Source organism: Paraburkholderia sp. GAS348, assembly GCF_050434205.1.
Lineage (GTDB): Bacteria > Pseudomonadota > Gammaproteobacteria > Burkholderiales > Burkholderiaceae > Paraburkholderia.
Genome location: NZ_JBNPVT010000006.1, coordinates 162,702 through 174,880, shown reverse-complemented (window position 1 = coordinate 174,880; position 12,179 = coordinate 162,702). Strand labels below are relative to the sequence as shown.

Below are 12,179 nucleotides of genomic sequence, written 5' to 3'. Positions count from 1 at the left end.
TGCTTCAAGATCTTGAGAGTGTCTTATGGAAAGCAATATCGGAAGCGGTGACGGGATGCCTGTAGTACGGTTGCAAAAAGACTTCGATCGCCGTTCAGGATCCCGTCTGGAGCGGCTGATTTTCAATCATAGACGGTTGATCATGATCATCAGCCTACTGTTGATTGCTATTTTTGGATTTGAAGCATCAAAGCTGACGATAGGCGTGAGCTTCCAGGACATGATGCCTCAATCGAGCGAGTTCATCCATAACTACCTCAAGAATGCTGATTCTCTGCGTAGTCTGGGTAACTCGGTGCGCATTGTTGTCGAGAACAAAAAAGGGAGTATATATAGCCCGAGGTATCTTCAAACATTGCGTCAGATCAACGACCGGGTTTACGTGATTCGTGGGGTCGACCGCGCTTTTGTCAAGTCTCTCTGGATGCCTGTTGTCCGATGGACCGAAGTCACCGCTGACGGGTTCCAGGGCGGTCCAGTCATGCCTGATGATTACGACGGTTCACCCGCAAGCATTCAGCGCCTTCGTGTCAATATTGCTCGCGCGGGCATCGTCGGTTCCATTGTCGGGGGCGACCAGAATTCCAGTACGATTTTCGTGCCTTTGCTGGCGACGTACGGCGATAGCGGAAAACCCCTTGATGACCTTGCTGTTCGAGACGCGATAGAGAAGATTCGCGTCGACTATTCAAATGACCAGATTGCGATCCACGTAATCGGCTTTGCCGAGCTCACGGGCGACCTGATTCATGGGCTGAGGCAGGTCGTCGTTTATTTCATTTTTGCCGCACTGATCGCGATGGGGATTGTGTTCCTGTACACGCGATGTCCACGCAGTACATTGCTCGTGAGCTTATGCTCTCTCACGGCGGTATTGTGGCAGCTTGGGATCATGCGCCTACTGGGCGCAAAGCTTGATCCGTATTCGATACTCGTACCATTCCTGATCTTTGCGGTGGGCGTCTCGCACGGTGCTCAGAAAATGAATGGCGTTACGCAGGACATCGGTCGTGGAACAGACAGATATGTGGCAGCGCGCTATACGTTTCGCAGACTATTTGCGGCGGGTCTGACTGCGTTGCTGGCGGACGCCGTCGGATTCGCTGTTCTGATGTTCATCGACATCCCCGTGATCCGTGGGCTCGCGCTGGCCGCTTGTATCGGCGTGGTAGTGCTGGTTTTCACGAATTTGATATTGTTGCCCGTATTGCTGTCATATACGGGTGTGAGCCAGGCTGCGGCTGGGCGCAGTTTGCGGACGGGCACTCATCACCCGTTTATACGACTTCTCGCACCGTTCTCGCGCCGTCGCGTGGCTAGCGTCGTCCTGCTGCTCGCGGCCGGGCTGACTGTTGGGGGCCTTGTCGTAGGCGAACATCTCAAGATTGGCGACCTTGATCCGGGCGCGCCGGAATTGCGCGCCAGTTCACGTTATAACCGTGACGCCGCCTACGTCACAAATCACTACGGATTGTCGACGGATCAGTTTGCGATCATCGTGAAGACACCGCAAATGGGACTTACCGGCTTTCGGACACTGCTGGAGATGGACCGGCTCGAGGAAGCGTTGCGCGATGTGCCCGGGGTGCAAACAACGACGTCTGCCAGCAGCCTCGCACGCTTGTACACCGCGTCTGGTTACGAGGGTGACCCGCGATGGATGACGATCAATCGGGATCCTTATGTGACAAACGATGCGATCAACAATGTTTATGTTGCAAACCCGGAGCTTGTAAACAACGATCGTTCCGTGGCTCCCATTATTGCGTTTCTTTCGGATCATAAGGCGGAGACCCTGGAGCGCGTCGTTGCAACCGCACAGCAATTCTTGTCTACGCATAACACAGGCGATACGAACTTCCTGCTGGCGGCGGGCAGCGCTGGTATCGAGGCTGCCACGAATATCGTGGTTCGCAATGCGAATAGACGCATGTTGTTCATGGTCTACGGCGCGGTTATGTTGCTGTGTTTCGTCACCTTCCGCAGTTGGCGCGCGGTTGTCGTCGCGCTGGTTCCGCTGATGATAACGTCGATCCTTTGCGAGGCACTGATGGTCGTGCTGGGGATTGGTGTAAAGGTGGCCACTCTGCCGGTTACGGCACTCGGGGTCGGTATCGGAGTGGACTACGCCTTATATTTCCTGAGCGTGCAACTGGCAATGCAGCGTCGAGGTTACTCCCTGGAGGAGGCGCATCTGTCGGCTTTGAATTTTACGGGAAAAGTGATCGCGCTCATTGGCGTCACATTAGCCGCTGCGGTGGTGACGTGGGCGTGGTCGCCAATCAAGTTCCAGGCTGATATGGGTATCTTGCTTACCTTCATGTTTCTCTGGAATATGGTTGGCGCACTGGTCCTGATCCCGGCTCTCTCGCATTTTCTGTTGAGGGACGTGTCGAAATTGCCGTCGGCAGAGAAAAATTCAGACTCCCCAGGCGCGAAGTCGCGCGTTGCCTCCAGTTGAGCTGGCGAGTTGATTTTGTCCAGATATCTCCGGTCGCGATGTAAGTGTGTGATCGGAGGCTAACGGTTTCTGTTCGACACGATACGTACAGATTCAAGAAGGAACCGGTTCGATAGCGCGCAGAACCGCAGCACCTTCGCTGGCGAACGCGCGGAGCAGATGGTGTGCAATGGCGAATGGCTTGGGTGCGGACAGTCCTCCAGCGTGCGTGCCGGACAACATCGCGGCGACTTCCTCTCGTGAAAACCAGCGCGCGTCTTCCAGTTCTGTCGTATCGACGATGATTTCCGTATCATTCGCCCGAGCGAAACAGCCGATCATCAGTGATGAAGGAAACGGCCAGGGCTGAGACGCGAAATAGGTGACCTGAGAACAATGCACGCTGGTTTCCTCAAGCACTTCGCGACGTACCGCGTCTTCCACTGTTTCGCCGGGCTCAACGAAGCCAGCAAGCGCCGAGTACATTCCCGTTGCGAACTGACGCTGACGTCCCAACAGACAGTGATTGTTGTCGATGCCTAACATGATCACGACCGGATCGACTCGTGGAAAGTGTTGCGATCCGCAAGCGTCGCACGAACGTCGCCAGCCTGCGGTCGACGCCCGGCTCGGTTGGCCGCAATTCGCGCAGAAGCGATGGCGCCGATGCCAATCGAGCATTGCTTTTGCCTGACCGAGTGCGCCCAGTAGACCGGGCGAGACCAGGCCGCTAACGGCAATAGAACGCAGATCGATCAGTTCGAGGCGTGTCGACAGTGAAGGGGGATCGAACACACCCTGATCGAACCCGAGGGCAAAGCGTGCCGACCCGGTGTCAGCCTGGCCTAGAAAAACGACCTGAACCGGGGGGCCGAACTCAGACACTTCGCTTGCCGTGAAAAGAATGTCATGTTCACTACCGCGCTTCAGCACTGGAATATCCGCGGAGAAGACGATAAAACGCGTTGACGGATCGCGTTGCAAACTCTCGATAAACGCGGCATCGTCGCGCTTTTCGTTTCGCCGGTCGAGCGGGTTGAAAGCAAAGCCGATAGCGGTGGACTGATCAAGGATGGACATTGGAGTATCTTTCGGTACGGTTACGCCGGGTCGGCGTTGGGTCTCGTGCGATGCATTTTACGTCGCCCGGACGAAGGCGAGGCGAAGACGGCACATGCAAAGGACTTTCCTAAACGGCAAAAATAGGTTACAACTTACAGTAACATTCTAAATACCGGTTAAACTTCAAAATGCAAATGGAAGTCCAGCGTCCGGTTCGCCGTAGTCGTGCTGAACAGCAAGCGCTCACGCGTGAGCGGCTGCTGGCTTCGGCCGAGAGTGCGATCGCCCGGCTCGGCTATGGTGGGGCCTCGGTCGACATCATCGCTGCAGAAGCAGGCCTCTCGAAAGGCGCCATCTACTCCAATTTCTCGACGAAGGAAGACTTGTTCCTCGAGTTGTTGCGATTGAACATGGAGCGCGACATGGCGGCGCTGGAAAAGATCGTCGAGTTGGAGCCGCAGGAACTCTATCAGGCTATCAGCCAATGGCTTGCCACCATGCACTCGGAAAGCGATTGTCCCGTTCTTGCCACGGAGCTTCAGCTGCAGGCTCGCCGCAGTCCGGAGTTCGCAGAGCACTATTATGCGCTTCAGGAGCAACAGATACGGACTCTCGCCCGCATTCTGCGCGCGTACTTCAAGGTGTCTTCAGCCAATCTTCCGATTGATGCCGCGGACCTTGCTGCGTGTATTATCGCGCTGGCCCACGGCCTGAGCCTCCAGCGTCCGGTGGGTAAATCCCGATCCCGTAACCAGGCCGGCCGGGTGATCGATGAACTTCTGCAGGTCTTTCTGACGAAGTAGCTGCCGCTGCGGGCGGCACCGGTCTGGTGCCTGTGGTAGCCCGCCGCACAAGCAGGGCTTGACACGGCGCCGTTGGCATTGGCTTCGAAGCGGGGATTGCGGTTTGCTGCGATCGGTGCAATCGCAACGAACTCAGGTGGCGTACGACCCGAACTCGATGTCGTGCAGGATGTCTGTGCGGGTCGGCGACCAGTCCAGCAGACGTCGCGTCTTTTCTGACGACATGCGCTTGTTCAACGAAAGACTCACGCCGATCGGGCCGCCAGTCGCGAACATTTCCCCGAACTCAAGACTTGCCGTGCGATCGCCGGCGCCGATCATGCGGCTAACGGAGGCGGCGAGTTCTCGCTGGCTCACTTCACCCGCGACGCCGTGCAGCACCGCACCCGCCGGCGCGCGTTCGACAGCGAGACAATACAGTTCGGCGAGTTCATCGACATGAACGTATCCTTGTAGCGTAGCGCCGGATCCGAGGTGTGGCGCGACCCCTTGAGCGCGAGCCATCCTGATGAGACCGGGTAGGTCATAGCTGCCGCCGTGTCCGTAGACGAGACCCGGACGCATCACGATGCCGCGGACGCCCGAGGCGCTCGCTACTTCCTTCTCCGTCTCAACGCGCGCGGCCATGGCTGCGCCGAACATTTCGACCATCACCGGTGGCACATTTGCTGACGCAGGCGCAAAGACCGAGGACGGCAAAGGCAGATCCACATCCTCATCAAAGACGTTGGGCGTCGCCTCGCCTCCGTTGACGATGCCGAGAACCGCCGAGCCGCTGGTGAAGATCAGCGTCCTGCCCGTTCCTTCGATGGCGCCGAGCATGGCGCGAATCGCGTCCCGATCCTGCGCGAACGTTTCAGCGCTGCCCGCCAGTGAGCCAATGCTTGCCGTGCTGACGACGGCATCGACTTCGTTGGCCGCTTTGATCAGACTCGCGCTGTCGGCAAAATCGCCGGCAACGGGGGTGATTCCGGCAAGGCGAAGCCTCCCGGCAGAATCCTCCGATCGCGCGAGGCCGAAGACCTCGTGTCCACGTTTGGCGAGCGCCTTGGCGGCAGCGCCACCGATAAAACCGGTCGCGCCGGTTACGAGAATCTTCATCGAATGTCTCCTTGATAGACGAAATAATACCATATAGAATTCAAAGATCAAATGGTATGTGTGAGTGATGGGTAGCGTCCATGTGTGCGACACAACGCGTCGAGAGATCTGGATGATGGTAATTCGTGTAGGATCGCTAACTGGATTGTGGAAAATTTAAGGGCAAGCCGGAAAACAATGTCAATTGACCTGAAGATACAGATCGTGACACGCTTGAGTGTAGTGTTGCCCGCGATCATGGCGGTCCACATCGGATGCAGACGCTGTCAAGCGTGAAGCCCCATTTTGCCGCTAGCCATCGCCGCGAGGCGCACGACGAGCGCTCGAGGAAGAAATCGCGACAACCAGGTAGTGGCTCGCACGCTTGTCCGCCCCGGGTAGGCGACAGCTTTTCTCTGGTCGAAGGCCTTCAGGGTTTTTTGAACAACCGATTCCGCGCTGTCCATATCCTTTGCCGGCACATTGGTCGAAACTCCATCAAAGAAGCTCGTTGCCGTTGGCCCTGGGCAAGCAGCCATCACATGTACGCCCGTGGCGGCGAGTTCAAATTGCAGCGCCTCGCTGAAGAAAAGAACGAAAGCCTTGGTCGCGGCATAGGTCGCCATATGGGGGAGGGGTTGAAAGCTCGCGTTGGATGCGAGGTTGATGATGCCGCCCTTGCCACGTTCTGCCATCCCGCTGCCAAACAGGTGGGCAAGGGCGACGACCGTCTGAACGTTGACCTGGATCGCCGACTGTTCCTTCTTGAGATCGTGCGAGAGGAAGAGGCCAGTCAGCCCAAGCCCGGCATTGTTGACCAGCAGGTCCACCTGAATGCCGCGGCGCTTGAGTTCCTCACCGATCTGTATGGCGGCTTCGGGAACGCCCAGGTCGGCATTGAGCGGGACGCATTGCACGCCGTGCCTGGTTGCGAGGTCTTCCGCCAAGGCATTCAAAACGTCACTGGAGCGGGCTACCAGCACGAGGTTCATGCCACGTGCGGCAAGTGCCTCCGCGAAGACCTTCCCTAGTCCTTTCGATGCACCGGTAATCAGGGCGGTCGAGCCGCGATAAACAAACATTTTCTGCTCCTTGCATCGGGCGTAATTTGTAATGCGCGTTCCACGCGGTTTGAACCAGACGCAAATTGCTGGTTGCGTGGTCGAGCTTCATGGGGGGGCGCGGCCTGAGTACTGAAGTTGCACATTGTGCAAAGCTCAGCGCACTTTGATAATTGGCGTACGATTTGAATGATCTTCAAAAATAACGGAAACATCGTGGAGAACCTCGGCGACATCCGGCTTTTTGTCGAAGCGGCGAACCTGGGCGGGCTATCGGCGGCCGGACGTAAGCTCGGGCTGTCTCCCGCTGCCGCGAGCGCACGCCTCGTGAAACTGGAGACGAGCCTGCATACGCGGCTGTTTGAACGCACGACGCGCCAGCTAAGGCTCACCGAGGAGGGGCGGATTTATCTGCTGCATTGTCAGCAGGCGCTTCAGTCCCTGGAGGATGCGCATGCGGCGCTACATGCCGGTCGGAGCATTGTTCGCGGGAAGGTGCGGATTTCGGCTACCTCGGATTTCGGGCGCCATGTCCTCAAGGGCTGGCTTGACGAGTTCAACGTGCAATATCCGGAGGTCACGCTCGCGTTGATCTTGTCCGATTCGTTGTCGAATCTGTTGTTCGACGACATTGACCTTGCGATCCGATTTGGCGTGCCCCCAGACAGTTCGCTTGTCGCGCGGCGCCTGGGGCCTAATCGACGCGTGCTTTGTGCGTCGCCCGAGTATGTGACAACGCACGGGGTGCCTGAGCGCCCGCAGGATTTGGAGCGGTTCGATTGCATCATCCTTGCGACGGCATCCGGGCCTGCGAACGACTGGCGGTTCACGCGCGGCGGTGAGGTCGAGACTTATACCGTGCCCCTTGCAAATGCCAGGGAGACCAACGACGGTGCGCTCGCGCGCGAGTGGGCAGTGGCTGGTTACGGTATAGCGATGAAATCGGTATGGGACATCGCATCGGACCTGCGCACGGGGAAACTAACTATTCTGATGCCGGAGTGGCGGTCTCCGGATGTTCCTGTGCACGCCCTGTACCAACGTAGCAGGTATATGGCGCCACGCGTGCGGGCGCTCCTCGACTTCCTGGTGGAGCGCTCTACCGCGATGTCGCATGACCTGGACGCCTATTTGAACTCCGGCGCTGGGGTTGCTGAAAGAGGTGGCGCCCGGAATAGCCGTCTGCCGGGAGAAACGTAAACGCATACCATGCGCAGAACCAAAACGATTTAGACGAGTGCAATCTTGCCGGTGGCAAGGTCATACACGCCGCCAACAATGTCGATCTTCTTGCTCGCGTAAAGTTTTTGGACGATCGGCGGTGAGTTCTTCAGTTGAGCCACCTGCCGTCGCACGTTCTCGGCGACCGCGTTGTCCAGCAAATTGCCGGTCTGCATTTTCCCGGCGGCGATGACGGCCGGTTTGATCGCGGCGATGAGTCCCGGCAAATGGCCCGGAAGGACCGTCTTGGCCTTCAGCACTTTGATTGCGGCGTCGACCGCGCCGCATCCGGTGTGGCCTAGCACCATGATCAGCGGCACCCCCAGGAACTGGGCGCCGTATTCGACGGATGCCAGCAGATCCGGGTTCACGACGTTACCCGCGACGCGTAACACGAAAAGATCGCCCGGCCCCTGATCGAACGCGAACTCCGGCGCCACGCGCGAATCGGCGCAGCTCAGGATCGTGGCAATCGGATACTGTCCCTGGACACGGGCGGCACGCCCCGATGAGAAGTCGCGCTCGTTCGGTGCGTTGGCCGCGTAGCGCGCATTGCCATCCATCAACCGCTTCAACGCGTCCGCAGGCTCGATCGAGTTCGGTGGTGGCGATGCGCCTGGCGCTGGCGGCTCGGCCGCGATCGCGGCACCCACGCTCCACGGTAGGAGCGCCGCGAGTGCGCCGGTCTTCAGGAAATCCCGGCGCGATACTTGAGGCTCGTGCTGCGCATCACCACATAGATCACACATTTGCTTTCCTCCGTCATTGCTGGGTGCATTCGGCAAGCAAACAGGTGTCTTGCCGCATCACGACGCAACTGGCACACCGATCGCCGGCTATGTGCGCTTCACGTGGCGGCCCAACGCCACGAGATAGATCAACTAACTTGCATGGGTTTGAGTCTATACGGTCGGCAGGAGCCGTGCCCGGAAAACTCTGCAACTGCCAGCAACACGAGGCGCTGGCCCAGGCGTGAAGCCGGCGACAGAGACGGTTGGTTTAGGCGAGGGCTCCCCGGCGTCCGTGAGATGGCGCGGGAGCATTGGTGTTCAGATTAAATTGGTGTTCGTATGAACAAGTAAAATAATTGAACGCCGCGCGTTTGTCGTTCTTGGCGGATGCGTGTTCATGTTCTTTGAACACGCGAAATCTATGAACGACCAGTGCGGTGATCCAGGATTCATCAGCAGTGATCTACTCACCCGTGAACGGAAAAACGGGCCGTGGCTTCTTCGCCAGGAAGGCTTCGACGGATGCTGGCAGCGCCAGCTTGACGTCCTTGCTATCGAAAAGCGGCATGGCAATGTCAAACATGGCCTCGTCGGCCGCAGTAACACCGCCTGTTGCCCAGATTCGCAGGAGCGCCTTGTGAGCTGCATGAGCGCGAGTCGGCCCCGCAGCGAGCTTGACCACGAACGCCGTCGCTTCATCGGCCAGCTCGCCGTCAGGCACGACCCGATTCACCACGCCGTGACGCTCCATGACCGCTGCTGGCACCTGCTCCGACGTCAAGGCCCATTCGATCGCTTTCGAGCGACCGGCTCTCTCTGCAATGCGATAAACCCCGCCTAGTAGGGTCACGATGGCGAGCGATTGCTCCGGGTGACCAAAACGAGCCGTTTCCGCTGCAAAAATGATGTCTGCGCGTACAGCCAACTCGAGCCCGCCACCGAAGCATAGTCCTTGAACCGCGGCGACCGTGGGAATCGATAGCCGCTCGAACCGATTGAAGCAGTTCATATACCGCTCGAACAGTGTGCGAAGTTCGCGTGCACTCATATCCGGCCAGTCCACGATATCGCCACCGAAACTGAAATCAGGGCCTTCGGCGCGTACCAGCAACGCTCGTGCATCGCTTTCGCCGACCGCGGTAAGCGCCGCATCCAACTCGTCGACCATTTGCGGTGTAAGGCGGTTCTGAGGCGGATTATGCAAGGTGATGACGGCCATACCGTCGTCGATCGAGTGCGTCAGGTGTGGCATGAAATCCTTCCTCGCTCAGGAAAGGTGCTCTTTGAACCAGGCAACGGCTGCCGAACTCGCAGCAGGGAACTGTCCCAGATAAGGGTCGAAATGTCCGCCCGGAATGGTGACCAGCCGCTTTGGCTGCAGGGCCTGTTCATAGGCCTTGAGCGCAAGATCCGTCACCGTGATTGTGTCGTTCAGCGCGACGACCATCAACAGCGGGGTTGGCGACACGCGGGAAACCCATACGCCAGGTTCGTACATGCGCGCCCCGCGGGTCGAACGAATCGTCACGTTGTTTTCCCAGATGCCAGGGGGCATGGACTGCAGATAGAAATCGATGGCGTCCTGTGCGCGATATGACGCGGGAACCGTAGGATCCGCACTCACAACGGCTTGCCGACGCGGCGGCTCGCCTCGAGCTTGCGCGCGTTCATCTTCCGAAAGTGCGCTTTCGAGCGCGGTGATCCCCTCCGGAGGGATGCGTCGCAGCCCCTGTTCATAACCGCTGATGGTCGGAACCTGCGAGACAACGGCACGTATCCTGCGGTCGGTCGCGCCGAGAACGATAACGTGGCCACCCGCGTAGCTTGTTCCCCACACGCCGATGCGCGACGCATCGACCTCGGGTCGCTCCTCCAGGTAGGAAATGGCCCGGCGCCAGTCGGCGATCTGACGCCACGGATCCACGTCTTGCCGAACCGCACCGTCGCTCGCCCCGAAATTACGATGATCGTGCAACAGCACGACGAAGCCCGCATCAGCAAAAGCACGCGCGAACGGCTCCAGACCATGTTCCCTTACGCCGGCATATCCATGTGCCATCGAAATGGCTGGGCGGGGTTCAGTGGCCCCGTCTGGCACAAACAGCCAAGCGCGCAGTCGCTCATTGCCTTCAACCTCAAACTCCACATCCAACCGCGTTGTCATCTTCGTTCCTTGTGCATTACAGAATCAGTTGTATCAGGGAGATCGATTCGAATCGATCGATTAGGCATAGATAGGGGCGCTTCGCAAGACCGGACCTGTTGATGGACTCTTCAGTCTGTTTCCACCAGTGAGTAACTGAAACCATGATAGCGAGCGGTCGTAGTCGATTGATACAGCCGGAATGAATTCACATGTTACGGATATCGAACAATCCATTTCCGCCATGCAAAGAACGGCGAACGCCAGCCTATCGCAGTGCTCACCAGCGGGGCGAAACTTCTGCCAGTTGGGCTACGCCCCGGCCAAAAGAGAAATTTTCATTCGGTACCGGTACCAAGGCGATAAATACATCGTCCGGAGAAATGCCAACGTTTTCGTGAAGCAGCCGGGTGATCGCCGCGAGAAGTTTCTGCTTGTCGTCGAGAGGGCGGTGCGCGCCGATAAGCACGGTGACAATCATTGCGTCAGCGGTCCGACTCATCTCCATGAAGGTGGGGTCGATGAACAACTCGTCCTCTCCGTGCTCGCTAATCATGATGAAACGGTCGCCCGGCGGAATCCCGAGTCCCTCCACGAGCGAGCGGTTCAGCGAATTACCAATGGCTTTCTTCTGATCCTTCGAGAATCGACCGGCGGGAATGTGGGCGTGAAAAACGGGCATGATGTCTCCGTGAAGTGAGGCTTCGTGTTTACCACGAGCGCAAAAATAAGTTGATATGCGCATAATAGGTGCCATCGCGGTACTTGGCAAGATTCAGATTCGCTGCACTAGGAGGGGCAAATGTCAGTCGTCACATCAGCAAGCAAAACAAGCCGGACACCGCTTTCTTTGGTGTTCGTGCATGGTTTTCTCGACAATCGTACGGTTTGGTCGCCGCTCATAGAGCAGCTCGAATCAACCTCGTATGTGCACTACACGCTCGATTTGCGAGGAGCGGGCTCGTTGCGGGAGGATGGTGGTCCCTACACCCTGGCACAGGCAGCGGCCGACGTTCAGCGCCTGATCGAGAAACACCAGATGGAGCGGGTGGTGCTTGTCGGGCACAGCATGGGCGGCCAGATCGCCGAACTGGCTGCCATGAAGTTCCCTGAGCGCGTCGCCGCGCTGGTGCTTCTGACGCCGGTCTCGTTGGCTGGGAGTCAGTTGCCTCCTGAAGCGGTGTCGTTCCTGCGTACTTCAGGCGGTAATTCGGCCGCGCAGCGAGAGATTCGGAGGCACTTTTCGCGCAATCTCCCGGAGCAGGAAATCGAACGTCTGGTTCGCGAGGAGGTTCTGATGGGCGTTGCGGCGGTAGAAGGATACTTTGACGCGTTCAGTGGCGGCGACTCCGCAGGCAATGCGCCGTGTTCCTATGCCGGCCCTGTACTCATTGCCGGAGCGCAAGAGGATCCGGTCGTGCCCATCGAAGCAGTTGCGGAGATGGCGCATACCCGCTTTCCGAACGCCAGACTGGTGCGGATCGAGCAATCGGGACATTGGCCGCACCTCGAACAACCTGGCGATACTGCGGCTGCCATTGAGGGCTTTCTCTCCGAATGCGCTTTACCGGTCCCTCAGGCGGACTCCCTGGATAGCGTCCGGTTGCAATAAGCGGATATGAGCGTATATTCCTGGTA

At 58.2% G+C, this 12,179-nt stretch carries 11 protein-coding genes; 4 read left to right on the top strand and 7 right to left on the bottom strand.

What is annotated here, in order from left to right:
• Window positions 1–25 precede the first annotated feature (25 nt).
• Window positions 26–2,461, top strand: coding sequence for an efflux RND transporter permease subunit (locus P3T22_RS13185; RefSeq protein WP_429325179.1), 2,436 nt, complete (start codon window positions 26–28; stop codon window positions 2,459–2,461).
• Window positions 2,462–2,554: 93 nt separating this feature from the next.
• Here the strand turns inward: P3T22_RS13185 and nudC are convergent, their stop codons facing one another.
• Window positions 2,555–3,520, bottom strand: coding sequence for an NAD(+) diphosphatase (gene nudC / locus P3T22_RS13180; RefSeq protein WP_429325178.1), 966 nt, complete (start codon window positions 3,518–3,520; stop codon window positions 2,555–2,557).
• A gap of 176 nt (window positions 3,521–3,696) precedes the next feature.
• Between nudC and P3T22_RS13175 the strand changes: the two genes are divergently transcribed.
• Window positions 3,697–4,305 (top strand): TetR/AcrR family transcriptional regulator, encoded by a 609-nt coding sequence (locus tag P3T22_RS13175; protein ID WP_429325177.1) that lies wholly within the window; start codon window positions 3,697–3,699, stop codon window positions 4,303–4,305.
• Window positions 4,306–4,437: 132 nt separating this feature from the next.
• Here P3T22_RS13175 and P3T22_RS13170 read toward each other — a convergent pair whose 3' ends face one another.
• On the bottom strand, window positions 4,438–5,406 hold the full coding sequence (locus P3T22_RS13170) for an NAD-dependent epimerase/dehydratase family protein (RefSeq protein WP_429325176.1): 969 nt from the start codon (window positions 5,404–5,406) through the stop codon (window positions 4,438–4,440).
• Between the two features lie 266 nt (window positions 5,407–5,672).
• The gene (locus P3T22_RS13165) at window positions 5,673–6,467 is read right to left on the bottom strand and encodes an SDR family NAD(P)-dependent oxidoreductase (protein WP_429325175.1); all 795 of its coding nucleotides are present in this window, start codon (window positions 6,465–6,467) and stop codon (window positions 5,673–5,675) included.
• A 195-nt stretch (window positions 6,468–6,662) separates the two neighbouring features.
• On the opposite strand from P3T22_RS13165, the gene P3T22_RS13160 reads away from it, so the two are divergent.
• A complete protein-coding gene (locus P3T22_RS13160) occupies window positions 6,663–7,646 on the top strand; it encodes a LysR substrate-binding domain-containing protein (protein WP_429325270.1) in 984 nt (327 codons plus the stop codon).
• 29 nt (window positions 7,647–7,675) lie between these two features.
• On the opposite strand, the gene P3T22_RS13155 is transcribed toward P3T22_RS13160, so the two are convergent.
• From P3T22_RS13155 to P3T22_RS13140, 4 genes are all read right to left on the bottom strand, one after another.
• Window positions 7,676–8,416, bottom strand: a complete 741-nt coding sequence (locus P3T22_RS13155; RefSeq protein ID WP_429325174.1) for a carbonic anhydrase — start codon at window positions 8,414–8,416, stop codon at window positions 7,676–7,678.
• 445 nt (window positions 8,417–8,861) lie between these two features.
• A complete protein-coding gene (locus tag P3T22_RS13150) occupies window positions 8,862–9,617 on the bottom strand; it encodes an enoyl-CoA hydratase/isomerase family protein (RefSeq protein ID WP_429325173.1) in 756 nt (251 codons plus the stop codon).
• Between the two features lie 48 nt (window positions 9,618–9,665).
• On the bottom strand, window positions 9,666–10,562 hold the full coding sequence (locus tag P3T22_RS13145) for an alpha/beta hydrolase (RefSeq protein WP_429325172.1): 897 nt from the start codon (window positions 10,560–10,562) through the stop codon (window positions 9,666–9,668).
• Window positions 10,563–10,821: 259 nt separating this feature from the next.
• On the bottom strand, window positions 10,822–11,223 hold the full coding sequence (locus P3T22_RS13140) for a tautomerase family protein (protein ID WP_063495823.1): 402 nt from the start codon (window positions 11,221–11,223) through the stop codon (window positions 10,822–10,824).
• A 120-nt stretch (window positions 11,224–11,343) separates the two neighbouring features.
• Here P3T22_RS13140 and P3T22_RS13135 point away from each other — a divergent pair, with 120 nt between their 5' ends.
• A complete protein-coding gene (locus P3T22_RS13135) occupies window positions 11,344–12,153 on the top strand; it encodes an alpha/beta fold hydrolase (RefSeq protein ID WP_063495824.1) in 810 nt (269 codons plus the stop codon).
• Window positions 12,154–12,179 lie beyond the last annotated feature (26 nt).